The sequence below is a fragment of the Pseudomonas sp. zfem002 genome, assembly GCF_032621685.1.
Taxonomy (GTDB): Bacteria; Pseudomonadota; Gammaproteobacteria; order Pseudomonadales; family Pseudomonadaceae; genus Aquipseudomonas; species Aquipseudomonas japonica.
Map to the genome: position 1 here is coordinate 1 of NZ_JAVYJH010000049.1, position 19214 is coordinate 19214.

16 protein-coding genes are annotated in these 19214 nt (G+C 66.8%); 11 read left to right on the top strand and 5 right to left on the bottom strand.

The window, feature by feature from the left end:
- Positions 1–333: 333 nt before the first annotated feature.
- Entirely contained in the window at positions 334–1551 is a 1218-nt protein-coding gene (locus tag RTI28_RS29810) for a hypothetical protein (protein ID WP_316923820.1), read from the top strand.
- Between the two features lie 54 nt (positions 1552–1605).
- Here RTI28_RS29810 and RTI28_RS29815 read toward each other — a convergent pair whose 3' ends face one another.
- From RTI28_RS29815 to RTI28_RS29830, 4 genes are all read right to left on the bottom strand, one after another.
- The gene (locus RTI28_RS29815) at positions 1606–2793 is read right to left on the bottom strand and encodes an acyl-CoA dehydrogenase family protein (RefSeq protein ID WP_316923821.1); all 1188 of its coding nucleotides are present in this window, start codon (positions 2791–2793) and stop codon (positions 1606–1608) included.
- The gene (locus RTI28_RS29820; protein ID WP_316923822.1) at positions 2790–3962 is read right to left on the bottom strand and encodes an acyl-CoA dehydrogenase family protein; all 1173 of its coding nucleotides are present in this window, start codon (positions 3960–3962) and stop codon (positions 2790–2792) included. The genes RTI28_RS29815 and RTI28_RS29820 overlap by 4 nt, the downstream gene beginning before the upstream one ends.
- Before the next feature lie 81 nt (positions 3963–4043).
- On the bottom strand, positions 4044–6335 hold the full coding sequence (locus tag RTI28_RS29825) for a M66 family metalloprotease (protein WP_316923823.1): 2292 nt from the start codon (positions 6333–6335) through the stop codon (positions 4044–4046).
- 257 nt (positions 6336–6592) lie between these two features.
- Positions 6593–8698, bottom strand: coding sequence for a hypothetical protein (locus tag RTI28_RS29830; RefSeq protein ID WP_316923824.1), 2106 nt, complete (start codon positions 8696–8698; stop codon positions 6593–6595).
- A gap of 179 nt (positions 8699–8877) precedes the next feature.
- On the opposite strand from RTI28_RS29830, the gene RTI28_RS29835 reads away from it, so the two are divergent.
- From RTI28_RS29835 to RTI28_RS29880, 10 genes are all read left to right on the top strand, one after another.
- A complete protein-coding gene (locus RTI28_RS29835) occupies positions 8878–9774 on the top strand; it encodes a VOC family protein (RefSeq protein WP_316923825.1) in 897 nt (298 codons plus the stop codon).
- A 2-nt stretch (positions 9775–9776) separates the two neighbouring features.
- Positions 9777–10652 (top strand): CoA transferase subunit A, encoded by an 876-nt coding sequence (locus tag RTI28_RS29840; RefSeq protein WP_316923826.1) that lies wholly within the window; start codon positions 9777–9779, stop codon positions 10650–10652.
- A 159-nt stretch (positions 10653–10811) separates the two neighbouring features.
- Entirely contained in the window at positions 10812–11609 is a 798-nt protein-coding gene (locus RTI28_RS29845) for a ketoacid CoA transferase (protein ID WP_316923827.1), read from the top strand.
- A 16-nt stretch (positions 11610–11625) separates the two neighbouring features.
- Positions 11626–12543, top strand: a complete 918-nt coding sequence (locus RTI28_RS29850; RefSeq protein WP_316923828.1) for an enoyl-CoA hydratase — start codon at positions 11626–11628, stop codon at positions 12541–12543.
- On the top strand, positions 12540–13643 hold the full coding sequence (locus tag RTI28_RS29855; RefSeq protein ID WP_316923829.1) for a nitronate monooxygenase: 1104 nt from the start codon (positions 12540–12542) through the stop codon (positions 13641–13643). Before RTI28_RS29850 ends, RTI28_RS29855 begins: the two co-directional genes overlap by 4 nt.
- Complete coding sequence (locus RTI28_RS29860; RefSeq protein ID WP_316923830.1) at positions 13640–14392, top strand: enoyl-CoA hydratase family protein; 753 nt, start codon at positions 13640–13642, stop codon at positions 14390–14392. The genes RTI28_RS29855 and RTI28_RS29860 overlap by 4 nt, the downstream gene beginning before the upstream one ends.
- 208 nt (positions 14393–14600) lie before the next feature.
- The gene (locus RTI28_RS29865) at positions 14601–15761 is read left to right on the top strand and encodes an acyl-CoA dehydrogenase family protein (RefSeq protein ID WP_316923831.1); all 1161 of its coding nucleotides are present in this window, start codon (positions 14601–14603) and stop codon (positions 15759–15761) included.
- 9 nt (positions 15762–15770) lie between these two features.
- Positions 15771–16829, top strand: coding sequence for an acyl-CoA dehydrogenase family protein (locus RTI28_RS29870; protein ID WP_316923832.1), 1059 nt, complete (start codon positions 15771–15773; stop codon positions 16827–16829).
- A gap of 3 nt (positions 16830–16832) precedes the next feature.
- A complete protein-coding gene (locus RTI28_RS29875; RefSeq protein ID WP_316923833.1) occupies positions 16833–17984 on the top strand; it encodes an acetyl-CoA C-acetyltransferase in 1152 nt (383 codons plus the stop codon).
- A gap of 16 nt (positions 17985–18000) precedes the next feature.
- The gene (locus tag RTI28_RS29880; protein ID WP_316923834.1) at positions 18001–18879 is read left to right on the top strand and encodes an SDR family oxidoreductase; all 879 of its coding nucleotides are present in this window, start codon (positions 18001–18003) and stop codon (positions 18877–18879) included.
- Positions 18880–19122: 243 nt separating this feature from the next.
- On the opposite strand, the gene RTI28_RS29885 is transcribed toward RTI28_RS29880, so the two are convergent.
- Positions 19123–19214, bottom strand: a 92-nt coding sequence (locus tag RTI28_RS29885; RefSeq protein ID WP_316923835.1) for an IS3 family transposase, incomplete at its 5' end; no start/stop codon positions are given.

Consider the following 19214-nt stretch of genomic DNA (forward strand, 5'->3'; position numbering starts at 1 on the left):
CTCATTCAACTGTTCGGGCTTCGGGTCAGAGTGAGAGGTGGATGGCGACTATGCTCCCACACGTGCTCTAGGGCACCGCCGGCATCCAGTCTGCCATCCACCGCTCTCACACCTTGATTTTAAGAGGTCCTGAAGACACAAGCGGGCGTAGCCCGCGATGCGCCGTGCGGACGGCGCTCGATCTGAAGGGCGCCAGAAGAGCATCGCCATGCACACCGACGCGCTGCGCGCCCCTCCCGACCTGACATTTCTGTCAGTTGTGCCCACCAGACACCAGTGTTCGAATTCCTCCCACGCCCCGGTACTCACCCCCGGTGGCCAAGGAGCTGAACCATGAACCCGTCCCCGCTCGACGAACTCAACCTGGTGCTGTCCCAATCCGATCTCTACCCGCCACTGCAGGGCCAGTCCCCGGCGATCGTCGGGTTTTCCACGGGCATACCTGCCCCGGCAATCCTCACCTTCGACATCACCGTCAATGGCCAGTCCAGCGGCTTCGAAGGCATCAGCCTGAATGTCGGGGTGAATGCCGGAACCTTGTGGGTCCGGCGTGAATTCATCGCCAGCTACCCGGGGGCCTGGCCTGTGGCCGTGGAACTGCGCGCCCACCAGGACGGGCAACAGGTCGGCAGCGCCATCCTGCGCCTGCACGATACCCGCGCCATGGTCGTCCACAGTGCCGAGGTGGGGCTGTTCCCGAACCCGGCCAGCGTGCCCCCCGCCGCAGAACTACGGATTCTCACCCGCGCGACGTTCTTCGATGCGCAAGGCGTGGAACTGCCCGACGCCGAAGTCTCCTGGGCGGTGCGCTTGCCCGAACCGGTACCCGGCGTGGTGCTGGACGGAACCCGTATCGTGGTCTCTCCCGAGGCCCAGGTTGGCGATGTGACGGTGGTCGTCAGCGAAAGTTCGGGGTTGGTGTGCACGACCAACCTGACCTTGACCCCGGCCCGGGATATAGGACTGGAATTCCGGCCAAACGGCTTGTATCCACCGCTGCTCAGCGAGGTGAAGAATTTCATGTATATCGGCGCCGAGTTGCCGTTTGAAGAGGGGGTGGGCATCAAGGTCACTCTTAACGGTGTTGGCGGTACTCACGACGGGATAATGCTCGTGCCGCGCGAAGACGATTGGGTACTGGAAGTCTGGCCGGGTTTTGTCACCAGCTACCCGGGGCAGTGGCCCATCGAGGTGTCAGCCCTGGCTTCCCAGGACGGCCAGATCATCGGTAGCGCTACTGGCTGGCTCTACGATACGCGCACCGTGGTTTGCGCCAAGGTCGACCTGGTGTTCTCGCCTGGCGATACCGTGGAGATTCCTCAGGAAGGAGAGGCGTTGGTCAGGGCCAATGGGAGGTTCTACGACGAGAACGGCGTCCGGATATCCCATGAAGAAGTGAAGTGGGGTGCGCAGATGGTCGATCCGATGGAGGGGGTGACCATGATCAAGCACCAACTGTTTATCGGCCCGAACGCAAAGCCTGGAAAGTATCGGATTGCGATTATCGGCCCGAATGGCTTGAACCGGGCAAAAGTGTTGACGCTGGTCTGAATCGGGGCTCGTTGCGCGAGTGGGGACGACTCGCGCAACGGCGCTCGCCGTGCCTCAGCCCCGCGCCTCCCGCGGCATCCCCAGCGCCCGTTCGGCAATCAGATTGCGCTGGATCTCGTTGCTGCCGCCATAAATCGTGTCCGAGCGGGTGAACAGGAACAGCGACTGCAGCCGGCTGAGCGCATACGGCGCGCCGGCGAGGATTTCCGCCCGCGGTCCGAGCACGTCCATCGCCAGCTTGCCCAGTTCGACATGCCAGGTGGACCAGGCCAGCTTGTAGATCATCGCTTCCCGCGCCAGGCTGCCGTCCTGGGCGCCGGACAACATGCGCAGCGAGTTGTAGCGCAGCACCCGCAGGCCGGCCCAGGCCCGGGCGATGCGCTGGCGCAGCAGCGGGTCGCGGTCGGCGCCGTTGCCGCGGGCGAGCTGGATCACCTCGTCGAGCTCGTTCTGGAACAGCATCTGCTGGCCCAGGGTCGAGACCCCGCGCTCGAAGCCGAGCAAGGCCATGGCGATCTTCCAGCCGTCGCCCGGCGCACCGAGCAGGTTCGCCACCGAGGTCCGCGCCTGGTCGAAGAACACTTCGTTGAATTCGCTGGTGCCGGTCATCTGCTGGATCGGCTGCACGCGGATCTGCGCCTGGTGCATCGGCATCAGCAGGAACGACAGGCCGTGATGACCGCTGCTGCCAGGCTCGGTACGGGCCAGGACGAAGCACCAGTCGGCCTCGTGGGCCAGCGAGGTCCAGACTTTCTGCCCGCTGACCAGCCAGTATTCGCCGCTGGCGTCCAGGCGCGCGCGGGTCTGCACATTGGCCAGGTCGGAACCGGCGCCGGGTTCGGAATAGCCCTGGCACCAGAACTCGGTGCCGTTGAGGATCCCCGGCAGCAGGCGGCGTTGCTGGTCCTTGTTGCCGAACGCGGCCAGGGTCGGGGCGACCAGGCCCTCGCCTATGTGCCCCATGCGTCCGGGGCCGCCAGCGCGGGCGTATTCCTCGTGGAAGATCACCTGCTGGCTGATGCTCAGGCCGCGCCCGCCGTGCTCGCGGCTCCAGCCGACGCCGGTCCAGCCGCCACTGGCCAGCTCGCGCTCCCAGGCCTTGCGTTCCTCGGGAAAGCTGTGTTCGTCGCCCGGGCCGCCGCGAAAGCGCAGGGCCTCGAACGGGCCGCGCAGATGCTCGGCGAGCCAGTCGGCGATTTCCGTGCGAAAGGCTTCGTCGGCGCTGTTGAATCCGATTTTCATGGCTGTGCTCCGAGCAACTGCGTGGCCAGGCGTTGCGCATGCCAGGCCGGTGTGCCCAGCCACTGTTCGCTGGCCCGGGCGCGTTTGAAATACAGGTGGGGGTCGTATTCCCAGGTGAAGCCGACGCCGCCATGCAGCTGGATGGCCTCGGCGGCGCAGTGGAAGAAGGCCTCGCTGGCGTGGATCTGCGCGGTGGCCGCGACCATCGGCAGTTCCGCGGCAAGGCTCGGGTCGCCCGCAGGATCGAGGCGCTGCTGGGCGATGCAGGCCGCATACCAGGCCGCCGAGCGGGCGCATTCCACCTGCAGCATCATGTCGGCGCAGCGGTGCTTGATCGCCTGGAAGCTGGCGATGCTGCGCTTGAACTGCTTGCGTTCGCCGATATAGGCCAGGGTCAGGTCGAGGCTCTGCTGAGCGCCGCCGGTCTGCTCGGCGGCCAGGCCGATGGCGGCGATATCCAGCACCGTGCGCAGCAGCGGCCAGCCCTGGCCAGGCGGGCAGAGCCGGTGGGCGTCAGCAAGGCGCACATCGCGCAGTTCGATATCGGCCAGGCGCCGGGTCTGGTCCAGGGTCGGCAGGGCGCGGCGGGTGATGCCAGGGGTGGCGGCGGGCAGGGCGAACAGGCTGATGCCGTCCTCGCCCTGGCTGTCCGGGCTGCGCGCGGCGACGATCAGCAGGTCGGCCTGAGCGCCGTCGGCCACCAGGGCATAGTGCCCGTTCAGCACCTGCTCATGCCCCTCGCTGCGCGCCGTGACCTGCACGCTGGCGGGATCCAGCCCGCCGTCGCTGCTGAAGGCCAGGGTCGCGCAGGCCTGGCCGGCGGCGATCGCGCCCAGCCATTCGGCCTGCAGCGCCGGGTTGCTGGCCAGCAGCAGGGCCGGGGTCGCCAGGCAACTGGTGGCGAACAGCGGCGAACCGAGGAGGAAGCGCCCGCACTGCTCCAGCAACAGCGCCAGTTCGACGAAGCCCAGGCCCATGCCGCCGTACTGCTCCGGCACCATCAGCGCCGGCCAGTACAGCTCCTGGCCGATGCGTCGCCACAATTCCGGGTCGTAGCCATCCTCGCGGGCCATCCCCGCGCGCACCGCCTGCGAATCGCTGGCCTGGGCCAGGAAACGCTCGGCGCTGTCGCGGATCATCAACTGTTCTTCGGTAAAGGCGAACTCCATGGGACTGTCTCTGTGTCGCTATCGATGAGGCAGTCTAGGGGTGGCGCTCATGCCCTCGAATCATTGAAACGGACTAGTCCGCTATCGCCTTTCGGTGATGGTGAAGGTGGCCCCGCCGCGGGGTGTGCCGATCTCCCGGGTAATCACCTGGTCGCCCAGGTGGATTTCGATGTGGGTGGGATTGAACGTCCGCGGGATGTTGACGTGAAAGCGATTCATCATCCCCGGGGCACCGCGCTTGTTCGCCAGCACGTAGCCCACCGTATAGCCCCATGCATCGCGGACTTTGAGGCGGTTCTTGGCCCAGTCCACGTCCGCCCGGCGGTCCGGATCGAACCAGTTGCCATGGGCGCAGTGCAGGGCCGGGTAGACATAGGCGCCTTTCCCGTGTTCCGGGTCGTAGTAGCCCAGCAGGGTCGTGACCGGTACCCCCTGACCCATGGGCCTGCGCAGCACGGGGAAGGAAAAGTCGTCGACCTGGTTCCAGCGCTGACCATCGGACTCGTAGCGCAGGAAGGTCATCATGACCAGTGGCACACTGGCGCCGTTGATGTGCAACGTGGCAGCTTCCGTGGCCTGGTGGGTGATGTAGACGCCCTTGCCGCGGTTGGCCGCACTGGCCGCCGGCAGGTAGACATTCCTGGCGTAATCGTCATTGTGCTGGAAGACCTCCAGCAGTCGGTACACCTTGAACAGCGCGGTCATCGAGGACAGATTCCGTTCATGGGCGCCGGTGCTGTGGAACTCGCCCCAGTGGTGCATGAGTCGCGACTCCTCGTGCCATTTCACGTAGCCGGTGGGAGAGCTTCTGTCGAATACGGCCTTGTCCTCCAGAAAACGCTGGCTGTGGTACAGGGTATGCGGGGTGCACAGGGTGTAGGCGTTCGTCTTCGGATACAGCGGATAACCGCCTGCCATGGTGTCCCTGCCGAAGCTGTGACCGTGGAACGGCGCCTGGCACTTGCCATCCTCGCAGGTCGCGACGTGGGTGCGAGCCCTCTCGAAGTTGGGTATGAACACGTTGTAGTCGCTGTCCCAGCCCCAGGTCGAATTGATGTTCTCCGCGGAGCGATGCACAGAGCCCGCGAATCCGCCCGGATAATGGTCGATGCCGTAGTTGTGTCCCAGTTCGTGGCTGAACTCGTTGCCCTGGCAGTCATACAGGGTGACCATGCTGCCGCCGCCGGACAGGCCATGCACGACCCGCCCGTTGCTGTAGTTGCCGACCGAGGTGTGGGCCGTCAGCTGGCCGACGACATAGTGCTTGTTCGGACTGTCCTCGCCGACACCCGGAGAGCTGTGGATGCCGCAATTGGCGTTGTTGATCCCCAGCGAGATCAGTTCCTTGCCGATGCGCTGGCGCAGGTCGCCGTCGTACACCCCGCCGACATCCGTGGAGTGGGTGCGATACAGCGTCCCGTCCGGCAGGCAGATCTCGGTCAGGTGCAGCGGCTCGTACTGGTTGACCACCAGGCGGCTGATCGGTGTCTGCTGGAAGTACTGACGATGCAGCTCCTGCTCGAACTCCTCGAAGAACACCGGGCGTGGCGGCGTCAGCATGCCGATATCGATCACGTTCAGCAGCAGTTCGCTGGACGCTCCGATATCGATGTCGGGGTAGCTGCCAGCGGCGTTGTCGGCGCGGGAAGCGATCTGCAGGGAGAGGCCGGGCAGCAGGTATTGCCCGGGCAGCAGCGCGCTCCAGAAACCCGCGCCGTAGCGCAGGCGGGCATAGTCGATATCCGGCGTGCTCGCCCAGCGTCCCTGGACACAGGCGTAGAGCAGGCTTTCGCCACGCTCCAGCGACTGGATGGTCCACAGCGTATGGATCTGCGCGCGGTACGCGGCGTTGGACTGGAACAGGATCTTCCTGCCATTGAACAGCTGGACGTGCTCCGGCAGATGGAAATGCTCGCTCCACTGACCGTCCCCCAGTTGAATGTTGATCGTCATGTAGCGCGACAGCAGGGTGGACAGGTGCTTGGCGTCCGGATCGTTGGCGATCAGGTTGAGTTCGCTCTGGGTGTTGACGGTGTAGTCGAAGCGCGAGGGCATGCTCAGCGCCGCTTCGTCGACCGCCAGTTGGTGAGTGACGGGTGGTAGGTACTCCGGTGAATTCAGTTGCGTTTCGAACAGCACCTTCTTGTCCCTGACGAGGGTGAGCGTGAGTCCGTTGCTCGCATCCACATTGCCGGTGGGCTTGAACATCACCAGCGCGTCCCTGAGCGCGACGAGGCGTGGTTGCAGGTCGCCTGGCACGGCCGAAGCCCGGGATGGCATGACACTGGTCTGGGCGAACTGGACACTGCCTTGCAGGGCACCCTGCAGGTCGCTCTTGCCGGTGGTGGTGTTGAAATAGATAGGAGGTTTCATGAGGGCATCCCTCTGCGCGAGCGTGATAGCCGCACCGCCTGGTCGCTACCCCTGAACGCCCGACTGGAGCCTGCCTGCGCGGTGATGATGAACAGCCCCATTGTGCAAATCGCTGGTGGCGGGTCTAGCTAGCACTTCTGTCAGCTGGCGCGCGGCGCCTGGCGCGGCAATGATGGACGGCTGCCGGCCATCCCCGCGCGCAGCGCCTGCGAATCGCTGGCCTGGGCCAGGAAACGCTCGGCGCTGTCGCGGATGATTCAGAACTGCTTGGTCGGACTCCACTCGACCTCGACCACCGGAATGTCGCGCGCCGCCTGGTTCCTGCGCACCACGTTGAGCTGCCGCTCGAGGCCGGCCGGGTCGTTGCGGTCGAGGTAGCAGTGGGCATGCAACTTGGACAGGTCGCGATCGTAGGTCTGCGCGACGAAGCGACGGAAGAAGTCTGCGTTCCAGCTTTGCTGGTCGCCGTAGTGGACGATCCTGGCGCTGTCGGAAATCCAGGTCTTCTTGATCGGGAATTCGTCCACCACGCAGCCCATCCAGGACATGGACGATTCGTCGACCGCCTCCGTCGACGGTTTGGCCAGGGGTGTCGGTGGCGTAGCGGGCGTCGGCGGCGGCGTTGCCGGCTTCTGCTCGTCGGCCAGCGCCTGCTGCTGCGCGGCGGGGCTGGCGGTGCTGGCTGGCGGCGCCTTGGCTGGCTGGCGCACACCCTGCTGCCGCGCCTGTTCCCGCGCACGCTCCACCGCGGCCTGCCGGGCCAGGGTGTCGAGGGTCTGGTCGAGGCTCGCCCGGGACTCGGCCGCGCGCTGCGAGGCCACGGCATTGGCACGGGTCAGCACGGTATTGAGCGCCGCCATGTCGTTGAGGAAGCGGGTCGAGGCTTCGCTGTCGCGTCTGGCCTGCTCATGCTCGGCCCACATCTTCAGGCGCGCGTCCTTCTCGTTTTCCGTCTCGCGGGTCAGCCTGAACTGCTTCAGCGGCTGCCAACTGCCGTCCTTGAGTTCCTCCTGGGAAATGCTGACTACGGTGTCGCTGTTCAGCGTGTAGACGTCCCTGCGCGTCTCGCCGATATGCCGGGTCATCACGCTGGCCGAGTCCACCGTGTAGGTGGAGGTGCCGGGTTGCAGCAGGTAGCTGTTCTTGATGTTGGCCTCGGTATGACCGACGAGGATGCTGTCCTTCAGCAGGGCGTAGTCATCCCCCCAGTGCTGGACATTGTCCGGACCGATCCAGACCTGGATGAGGTCCTTCTCGGGGTAGAAGAACTGGTAGTAGACCGTCGGGTAGACATTTTCCCGGTTGACCCAGGCAAAGCCCGCCAGCCGGGCGAACGGCCCCCATTGCGCGCCCATGCTGACGTCGCGCAGGCGCACGCGGCTGTCTTCGCTCCAGCTGTCGCTGCCCCAGCCGCGGGTCTGGTGCGTGACGATGAGGTCGCCCGAGGCATCGAGCTGGTAGAGGCTCCTGTCGCTGTCGCTGTTGTAGCGAACCAGTTCCCCGGTGCCGTCCAGGGTCACGCGCATGTTGTCCCGCGGGCCGATGACGGTATTGCCGCTGGCGCTGAAGGCCCCCGAGGCGCTGCGTTGATAATCGATGGATTTTTCCAGGCGATGGCTGTTCCCGGTGTAGGCGGTGACCCGATTGCCATCCGCGGATTTTTCCAGTTTCAGCAGGAAGGGATGTCTCCCGCGGCCATCGCTGCCTTCGGACAGCCAGGTGCGGTTCAACGCCTGGTCGAAGACGCCCCAGGACGGGCCCGGCTGTTCGCGGGTCGCTGCCACGCTTTCGCCGGTCGCCGCCGTGACTGGCGCGGCAGGTGCCACGGACGTTGCCGCTGCCGCCGCGGGCTGCTTGCCGAGCGCGGTATAGGTGGTCACCGAGTCCACGCTGGCGATCCTTTCGCCCTCCAGGGTCAGCTTCTCCTGCAACACCTCGCCGGCGGGCGTGAGGCGCGTGCGCACCGGCATCCGCAGCACGCCGTCACGGACGAACAGGGCGTTGCCCTGTTCGTCGAGGGTGCCCTGCCATTGCAGGTTGCCGACCGAGGAGGTGAGGACCAGGGTACCGGGCCTGGACCCGGGGACGATGGTGTTGCTGCCGCTCAGTTCTCCGCTGGTCGGGTGGCGGTATTCCTCGACCAGGACCTGGCCGGGTACCGCCCAGCGGTAGAACAGCACGTAGGCATCGGGCGCCGACCAGGTGGTGCCGACCAGGCGCTGGTACACGCCCCAGATCTCCTGCTGGCTCGCCGTGGAGGTGGAGACCCAGGCCGGTGCGTTGACCTGGGGCGCCTGGGCAGTCATGCAGCCGCCCAGGCTGAATGCCGCCAGCACCAGTGCGCTGCGTGCGAGCCGTTTCATCATTTTGCTCCCTGATCATTATTTGGCAGATGGCCATTATTTGTCGTGATGCTAGTCGGAGCCTGCGCCGGGGTAAAGGCAGCGCCGCCAGACCGGGTAGTCTCAACGGACGATGAGGCCCCCCGCGCCACTTTGCACAATGACCTCGATACCGAATTCCGCCATCGAGGAGCATGGGCATGATCGAGATTCGTGGGTTGAGCTATTTCGTCGCGCAGAGCGAAAACCTCAGCCAGTGGCAGCGCTACGCCGAGGACGTGCTCGGCATGCAGACCCATCCGGCGCCGCACGGCGGGCTGTACGTGAAGATGGACGAGCGGCCGATGCGCATGCTGATCGTCGAGGGCGATGCACCGCGCTATGTGGCGTCCGGCTGGGAGCTGGCCGGCGAGCAGGCGTTCGAGGCGGCGTTGCGGCATCTCGATGCGCAAGGTGTGGAATGGCAGGCCGGCAGCGCCGCCGAGATCGAACAGCGCGGCGTGCAGGCACTGGTGGCCGTGACCGACCCGTCCGGCAACCGCCATGAGCTGAGCTGGGGTCATCGCTCCGACTGCCAGCCGTTCGTCTCGCCCCAGGGCGTGCCGCGCTTCATCACCGGCGACATGGGCCTGGGCCACACCGTGCTGCCGGCGCCGAACTTCGACGCGACCCTGGCGTTCGCCCGCGACGTGCTCGGCTTCAGGCTGTCGGACATCTTCAACTTCCGCCCCGATCCCTCGGCACCGGGGATGCGCATTCACTTCCTGCACTGCGCCAACGCCCGTCACCACAGCCTGGCCCTGGCCGAATACCCGGTGCCGTCCGGCTGCGTGCATGTGATGGTCGAGGTCGATTCGATGACCGAGGTCGGTCGCGCCCATGACCGCCACCAGGCCCACGGCGTGCGGCTTTCCGCGACCCTCGGGCAGCACCTCAACGACCGCATGACCAGCTTCTACATGCAGACCCCGTCCGGCTTCGACCTGGAATACGGGCATGGCGGCCTGCAAGTCGACTGGGCCGAGCACTCGGCCTTCGAATTCACCCGCGTGAGCCTCTGGGGCCACGACTTTTCCGTCGGCCAGCAAGGAGCCTGATGATGAACAAGCAAATGACGGCCGCCGACGCGGTCGCCCAGCTGCGCGACGGCATGACCGTCGGCTTCGGGGGCTGGGGCCTGCGGCGCAAGCCGATGGCGATCGTCCGCGAGATCCTCCGCTCAACGGTCAAGGACCTCACCGTGGTCGCCTATGGCGGTCCGGAAGTCGGCATGCTCTGCGCCGCCGGCAAGGTGCGCAAGCTGGTGTTCGGCTTCGCCACCCTCGATGCGATCCCGCTGGAACCCTACTACCGCAAGGCCCGCGAGGCCGGTGAACTGGAACTGATGGAGCTGGACGAGGGCATGTTCCAGTGGGGCCTGCGCGCCGCCGGCATGCGCCTGCCGTTCCTGCCGACCCGCTGCGGCCTGGCTACCGATGTGGCGCGGCTCAATCCGGAGATCAAGGAGGTGCGTTCGCCCTACGCCGATGGCGAGGTGCTGCTGGCCATGCCGGCGCTGAACCTCGACGTGGCCTTCCTCCATGTGAATGTCGCCGACCGCCTGGGCAACTGCCTGGTGACCGGTCCCGATCCGTATTTCGACCACCTGTTCGCCCGCGCCGCGCAGCAATGCTTCGTCTCCTGCGAGGAAATCGAGGAACGCCTGGCGCTGACTGCGGAGCAGGCACGCTTCAACACCTTCGAGCGCTACCTGGTGACTGGCGTGGTCCATGCGCCTCTGGGTGCACATCCGACTTCGTGCCCGAGCGACTACGGCTGGGACCTGGAGCACCTCAAGCGCTATGTCGCCAGCGCTGGCGAGGAGGGTGGTTGGGGGCGCTATGTCGAGACCTATGTGAGTGGCGGCGAAGCGGCCTACCAGGCGCAGAACGGCGGTGCCGCGCGCATGGGGTCATTGCCTCTGCCTGTTTTCTGAGCGCGCGCCGACCTTGGTGTAGGAGCTGGCTTGCCTGCGAAAGGACCGCAAAGCGGTCCCTGATGACACTGCAATTGGGACCGCTAGCGCGGTCCTTTCGCAGGCAAGCCAGCTCCTACAAGGGGGCGCGTAATGTCCAAGCGTTTTGAGGAGCGACAAATGTCCGCACCCTGTGATTTCACCCTCGCCGAACTGCTGATCGTCGCGGCCTCCGAGGCCTGGCGCGGCAATGGCGAGGTCATTGCCTCGGGCCTCGGCGTGATCCCGCGCCTGGGCGCCAGCCTGGCCAAGCTGAGCCACAGCCCGGAACTGCTGATGACCGACAGCGAGGCGTTCCTGGTCGAGGAGCCGGTGCCGCTGGGCCCGCGCGGCGATTTCCAGCCGCGCTACTCCGGCTACATGTCCTTCGAGCGGGTCTTCGAATGCGTCTGGGGCGGGCGTCGCCACGCCATGATCGGCCCGACCCAGATCGATCGCTGGGGGCAGACCAACCTGTCCTGCGTCGGCGACTACCACAAGCCGAAGACCGCGATCCTCGGCGTGCGCGGCCTGCCGGGCAACAGCATCAACCATGTCAACTCGTTCTTCGTGCCCAGCCACAACACCCGGGTCTTCGTCAGCGGCGAGGTGGACATGGTTTCCGGCGTCGGCTTCAAGGCCGAGCGCTGGCCGCAAGGCGCGCGCCGCGACCTGATGGCGATCCACTGGGTGGTCAGCGACCTGTGTGTGATGGATTTCGCCGGCCCGGACAACGCGCCGCGGGTGCGCAGCCTGCACCCCGGGGTGAGCTTCGAGCAGGTCCAGGACAACACCGGCTTTGCCTTGCTCAAGGCCGAGGACCTGCAGGTCACCGCGCAGCCGAGCGCCGAACAACTGGCGATCATCCGTCGCCTCGACCCCCACGGCCTGCGCGCCAGCGCGCTGAAGGGCAACCCGCCCGGCATCCGCACCGCCTGAGATGAGGAGCGCGACCATGCACAACCGCGACAGCGAATTCGTCGTCCGCGAGGACAAGTCGGCCTACGAGACCGACACACCGGTGCTCTACAGCGTCGCCGAAGGCATCGCCAGCGTCACCCTGAACCGGCCCAACTTCAACAATGCGCAGAACTCGCAGATGACCTACGCCCTCGACGCCGCCCTGCGCCGGGCGGTGGACGACGATACGGTCAAGGTCATCGTCCTGCGCGGCGCCGGCCGGCATTTTTCGGCGGGGCACGATATCGGCACGCCGGGGCGCGACATCGACAAGAGCTTCCCCCGCGCCCAGCTGTGGTGGGACCACACCAACAAGCCCGGCGGCGAGCAGCTGTACGCTCGCGAGCAGGAGGTCTACCTGGGCATGTGCCGGCGCTGGCGCGAGCTGCCCAAGCCGACCATCGCCATGGTCCAGGGCGCCTGCGTCGCCGGCGGGCTGATGCTGGCCTGGGTCTGCGACCTGATCGTCGCCAGCGACGATGCGTTCTTCCAGGACCCGGTGGTGCGCATGGGCATTCCGGGGGTGGAGTATTTCGCCCATCCCTACGAGCTGAACCCGCGCATCGCCAAGGAGTTCCTCTTCTGCGGCGAGCGCATGAGCGCCGAGCGCGCCTACCAGATGGGCATGCTCAACCGCGTGGTGCCGCGCGCCGAGCTGGAAAGCGCGACCTACGCCATGGCCGCGAATATCGCTCGCCAGCCGCGCATGGGCCTGGCCCTGACCAAGCAGGCGATCAACCATGTCGAGGACCTGCAGGGCAAGCGCAGCGCCATGGACGCAGCCTTCGCCTGGCACCATTTCGCCCATGCGCACAACGAGTTGCTGTCCGGCGACAAGCTCGGCGGCTTCGATGCCAAGGGCATGGCCCAGGCCAACAAGCAGGCGGCGGCCGCCGCGGGTGAGGGCGCATGAGCGGCTGGTTGAACACGCCATTGACCGAGGCCCTGGGCTGCCGCTATCCGATCGTGCAGACCGCCATGGGCTGGGTCGCCGACGCCAACCTGGTGATCGCCACCACCCGCGCCGGCGGCTTCGGCTTCCTTGCCGGGGCGACCATCGCCGCCGATCAACTGGAAGGCGAGATCCGCAAGGTGATCGAGGCCACCGGCGGCAGCCATTTCGGCCTGAACTTCCACATGTTCCAGGACAACGCCGCGCAGTGCGTCGACCTGGCCATCGCCTACCGCCTGCGTGCGGTGAGCTACGGGCGCGGCCCGGACAAGGCCACCATCGCCCGCTTCAAGGCGGCCAAGGTGCTGTGCATTCCCACGGTCGGCGCGCTCAAGCACGCGCTGAAGGCCGAGGAGCTGGGCGCCGACCTGATCACCATCCAGGGCGGCGAGGGCGGTGGACATACCGGTGGCGTGCCCAGTTCGATCCTCCTGCCCCAGGTGCTCGACGCCGTGCAGGTGCCGGTGATCGCCGCCGGCGGTTTCGCCAGCGGTCGCGGCCTGGCCTCGGCGCTGGCGGCCGGTGCGGCGGGGATCGCCATGGGCACGCGCTTTCTGATGACCCAGGAATCGCCCACCCCCGCAGTGACGCTGCAGCGCTACCTGAAGGTCAGCGACCCGCAGCAGGTGCGGGTCACCACCGCGGTGGACGGCATGCGCCACCGCATGATCGAGAACCCGTTCATCAACCGCCTGGAACAGGCCGGTCCGTTCGGTCGCCTGCGTATCGCCCTGGGCAGCGCCTGGCAGTGGAAACAGCATACAGGCATGAGCCTGGGGCATATGGCCGGGGTGTTCCTGCGCGCGCTGCGCGAAGACCCTGCGGCGCTGTCCCAGGTGGTCATGGCCGCCAACCAGCCGGTGCTGCTGCAGCGCTCGATGGTCGACGGCCGGCCCGACGAGGGCATCCTGCCCAGCGGCCAGGTGGCCGCGGCCATCGGCGAACTGCTCAGTTGCCAGCAGGTGATCGAAGGCATCGCCCGTGAGGCCGAACACTGCCTCGACGCCCTGGCCGCGCGCCGCTGCGTCTCTCATTCAGTCCCGATTGGAGAAGCCCTGTGAACCAGGCATTCAGTACCCAGCTAGAGCAGGGGATCGCCGAACTGGTGATCGCCAAACCGCCGGTCAACGCCCTCGACAGCCAGGAGTGGCAGGCCCTGGCCCGTGAAATCGAAGCCCTGGGGCGCAACCCCGAGGTCCGCGTCATCGTGATTCGTGCCGAAGGGCGCGGCTTCTGCGCCGGGGTCGACATCAAGGAGCTGGACGCCCATCCCGAGCGCATCGTCGAGGTCAATGCCGGCAACTACAACACCTTCAAGGCCGTGCATCGCTGCCCGGTGCCGGTGATCGTCGCGGTGCATGGCTTCGTCCTCGGTGGCGGCATCGGCATCACCGGGGCGGCGGACATCGTCGTCGCCGCCGACTGCGCCACCTTCGCCCTGCCGGAAGTGGACCGCGGCGCCATGGGTGGTGGCGCGCACCTGCAGCGGCTGTTCCCGGTGCAGAAGGTGCGTTACCTGTTCTTTACGGGCGACAAGATCGGGGCTCGGGAGGCCATGCAGTACGGCTTCATCGAGCGTCTGGTGAGCAAGGAGCAACTGCGCGAGAGCGCCCTGGAGATCGCCGCGCGCATCGCGGCGAAAAGCCCGGGCATGATCCGCATTGCCAAGGAGGCACTCAACGGTATCGAGGACGGCAACCTGGAAGACAAGTACCGCTGGGAGCAGGGCTTCACCCTGCAGGCGTACACCAGCCCGGACTCGGCGGAAACCCGGCGGGCCTTCGTCGAGAAGCGCGACGCCAGATTCTGAGGTGCTGCGCGCTACCTCTGTAGGAGCTGGCTTGCCTGCGAAGGACCGCGAAGCGGTCCCGGTTCCCGATCCAAAGTCGGGTACAGACCATTAGCCTGGCTGTAGATCAGGAACCGGGACCGCTCGCGCGGTCCTTCGCAGGCAAGCCAGCTCCTACAAGGCGCGCGGTGAACCACCAGATAGTGATGTTTTGGTCCAAGAGGGCGCCATGCAACTGACCTTTACCCCCAAGCAACAAGCCTTCCGCGCCGAAGTCCGGGCCTGGCTGGCGGACAACCTGCCACGCGAGCCGCTGGCCAGCTACGACACCCGCGAGGGCTTCGAACAGCACCGCGCCTGGGAAGCGAAACTCTTCGACAGCCGCTGGTCCATGGTCATGTGGCCGGCGGAACTCGGCGGGCGCGGCTGCGACCTGACCGAGTGGCTGATCTTCGAGGAAGAATATTACGGCGCCGGCGCGCCGATGCGGGTCAACCAGAACGGCCAGCTGCTGCTCGGCCCGACCCTGATGGAATTCGGCACCGACGCGCAGAAAAAGCATTTCCTGCCACGCATGGCCGCCAGCGTCGACATGTGGGCGCAGGGCTGGTCGGAGCCGAATGCCGGTTCCGACATGGCGGCCATCACCAGCAAGGCGGTGCGCGACGGTGATCACTATGTGATCAACGGCCAGAAGACCTGGTCGACCCGGGCGATCTTCGCCGACTGGCTGTTCGGCCTGTTCCGCAGCGAACCGGGCTCGACCCGCCATCACGGCCTGTCGTTCCTGATGGTGCCGCTGGATGCGCCGGGCGTGAGTATCCGCCCGATCAAGGCACTCAACGGCAAGGATGCCTTCGCCGAAGTGTTCTTCGACGACGTGCGGGTGCCGCTGGGCAACCTGATCGGCGCCGAAGGGCAGGGCTGGCACGTGGCGATGGCCACTGCCGGCTTCGAGCGCGGCCTGCTGCTACGCTCGCCGGCGCGCTTCCAGCACACCGCGCGCAAGCTGGTGGAGCTGTTCAAGGCCCGCGAAGACGCCGCCGCCCGCGACCCGGGCCTGCGCGACGCGGTGCTGGACTGCTGGATGGGCGCCGAGGCCTATGCCTTGTCCGCCTACCACACCGTCGGCCGCCTCGGCCGTGGCGAGCAGATCGGCGCCGAGTCGAGCATCAACAAGATCATCTGGTCCGAACTCGACCTGAAGATGCACGAAACCGCGATGCGCCTGCTCGGCGCCCACGGCGAACTGCGCGCGGGCGCGCCGCAGGCCGATGCGGCGGGCTGGCTGGAGGGCTTCCTGTTCGCCCAGTCAGGGCCGATCTACGCCGGCACCAACGAAATCCAGCGCAACATCATCGCCGAGCGCATGCTCGGCCTGCCGAAGTAAGGAGCGGCCATGGACTTCACTTTCAACGATGACCAGCTCGCCTTCCGCGAAGCCATCAGCCGCTTCCTGATGACCGAGGCGGCGCCGGAGATGCTCCGCGAGATCTGGGAAACCGACGCCGGGCGCTCGCCCGACCTGCGCAACAAGATCGCCGCCCAGGGCCTCACCGCGTTGTCGATCCCGGAAGAGGACGGCGGCCTGGGCATGGACGACGTGGCCTGGGCACTGATGACCCAGGAACTGGGCTACTACGCGATTCCCGATTCCCTCGCCGACACCGCCTATGTCGCCGTCGGCCTGCTGCGCGAACTGGCGCCGGGGCACCAGGCCCGGGTCGAGCTGCTGCCGCGCATCGCCGAGGGCAGCCTGCGCCTGGCCATCGGTCATGCGGTCAATCCGCTGGTCAGCGATGCGCAACTGGCCGAGGTGCTGATCCTGCCCCATGGCGAGCAGATCCACCTGCTGCCGCGGTCCGCGGTGGATGTCGAGGCCAACCCGAGCATCGACGCCTCGCGCCGCCTCGGCCGGGTCACCTGGCATCCGTCGGCGGCCACCCTGCTTGCCGACGGCGAGCAGGGCCGGGCGTTGCAGGCGCGCCTGCTCGATCGCGGCGCGCTGTCGGTGGCCGGGCAACTGCTCGGCCTGGCCCAGCGCATGCTCGACCTGTCGGTGGACTACGTGGCCCAGCGCAAGCAGTTCGGCAAGCCGATCGGCAGCTTCCAGGCGGTCAAGCACCACCTGGCCGACGTCGCCCGGCACATCGAGCAGGCCAAGCCGGTGCTGTACCGCGCCGCCCATGGCCTGGCCCGGGGTGATGCCTCTGCTTCGCTGTGGGTCTCGCAGGCACGCCTGGCCTGCTGCGAGGCCAGCTGGATCGCCGCGCGCAAGGGCATCCAGGTGCATGGCGCCATGGGGTACACCTGGGAAGTCGACCTGCAGATGTTCATGAAGCGCGCGTGGGCCCTGGATGCGTCCTGGGGCGACCGCGGTCTGCACAAATCCCGTGTCGGCGACTACCTGTTCGCCGACGGCGCCCGGCTGGGGCCGGGCCACACCTTCGAGGACTGATCCATGCCCGAGGCTTATATCGTCGACGCCCTGCGCAGCCCCACCGGCAAGCGCAAGGGCGCCTTGTCCGAGGTCCATGCCATCGACCTCGGCGCCCAGGTGCTCAAGGCCCTGGTGCAACGCAATGCGATCCCGGCAGAAGACTATGACGACGTGATCTTCGGCTGCGTCGACACCATCGGCGCCCAGGCCGGGGATATCGCCCGCACCAGTTGGTTGGCCGCCGGCCTGCCGCTGAGCGTGCCGGGCACCACGGTGGACCGCCAGTGCGGCTCGTCGCAGCAGGCCGTGCACTTTGCCGCCCAGGCAGTGATGAGCGGGACCCAGGACGTGATCGCCGTGGGCGGTGTGCAGACCATGACGCGCATCCCGATTTCCTCGGCGATGCTGGCCGGGCAGGCGCTGGGTTTTCCCGATCCTTTTTCCGGCAGCCGCCTGTGGCGCCAGCGCTTCGGCGAGCAGCCGGTGGACCAGTTCTATGCCGCGCAACGCATCGCCGATCACTGGCAGATCAGTCGTGAACAGATGGAGGCGTTCGCCCTGGAGAGTCACCGGCGCGCGCTGGCAGCCCGGGCGAGCGGACGCTTCGCCCGCGAGATCGTCGCCTGCGAGGGCCTGAGCGAGGACGAAACGCCGCGCCAGACCAGCCTGGCGAAGATGGCCGAACTGCAGCCGGTGGACCCGCGCTTCCCGTCGATCACCGCGGCGGTGTCGAGCCAGACCTGCGATGCCGCGGCGGCCTTGCTGGTGGTCTCGGAAGCCGCGCTCAAGCGCTACGACCTGACCCCGCGGGCGCGTATCCATCACCTCACGGTGATGGGCGACGACCCGATCTGGCACCTGACCGCGCCCATCGCCGCCACCCGCCGCGCCCTGCAGCGTACCGGCATGCGCATGGACGACATCGACCGGGTGGAGATAAACGAGGCCTTCGCCTCGGTGGTCATGGCCTGGGCCAGGGAGCTGGACTACGACCCGGCACGGACCAACGTCAACGGCGGTGCCATCGCCCTCGGCCATCCACTGGGCGCCACCGGCGCGCGGCTGATGACCACGCTGCTCAACGAACTGGAATGCAGTGGTGGCCGCTATGGCCTGCAGACCATGTGCGAAGGCGGCGGGCAGGCCAACGTCACCCTTATCGAACGTCTTTGAAGCAAGGAGTCAATCCATGGCTATCTGTAATGGCCGCACGGTGATCATCACCGGTGCCGGCGGCGGCCTCGGCCGTGCCTACGCCCTGGCCTTCGCGGCCGAGGGTGCCAATGTAGTGATCAACGACATCCGCGCCGAAGCGGCGGCGGACGTCGCCGGGGAGATCGTCGCCAGCGGTGGCCGGGCCATCGCCAACAGCGACGACATCACCACCCTCGACAGCGCCCAGCGCATCGTCGACACCGCCCTGGCGGCGTTCGGCGAGGTGCATGTGCTGGTCAACAATGCCGGGGTGCTGCGCGATCGCATGTTCATCAGCCTGTCCGAAGAGGACTGGGACCTGGTGATGCGCGTGCACCTGAAGGGGCATTACTGCCTGGCCAACATCCTCGGCCGGCGCTGGCGCGACCTGGCCAAGGCCGGCACGCCGGTGGCCGCGCGGATCATCAACACCAGCTCGGGGGCGGGTTTGCAGGGCTCCATCGGCCAATCCAACTATTCGGCGGCCAAGGGCGGCATCGCCGCGTTGACCCTGGTCCAGGCCGCGGAGCTGGCGCGCTACGGCGTCACCGCCAACGCCCTGGCCCCGGCGGCGCGCACGGCGATGACCGAGAGCGCCATGCCCGATGTGGTCAAGCGTCCGGAAGACGGCAGCTTCGATGCCTGGGCACCGGAGAACGTCGCGCCACTGGTGGTGTGGCTGGGCAGCGAGCTGTCGGCGCAGGTGACCGGTCAGGTGTTCGAGAGCCAGGGAGGGCGGATCTCGCTGGGGGATGGCTGGCGCACCGGGGTGACCCGGGACAAGGGCGCGCTGTGGCGGGTGGAGGAGGTGGGCAAGGCGGTGAGGGAGATTCTTGCCGAGGCGCCGAGGGCGCAGAAGGTGTGGGGGAGCTAGTTGCGCATGCCTTGAGGGTCATGGTGGTCATTAGATCGAGCGCCGCCCGCGCGGCGCATCGCGGATGAATCCGCTCCCACATTTGTTGCAACGTACCTATGCCTGACAGGCCATGGTTGTTCGCCTTGTTGGTACGACGCGGTACCGAGCCGAACCAGACAGCCTCCCCGCGATGCATCGCCGAAAAAACAAAGGCTGACAACTGAGCTGGTCAACTTTTTCCGGACACCGCAATGTGGGAGCTCAGGCTATTTGCCGCTCATACTGGTTGGGCGGTAGATAACCCAGGGTCGAATGCAGTCGATCCTGGTTGTAAAACTTCACGATATAGTCGG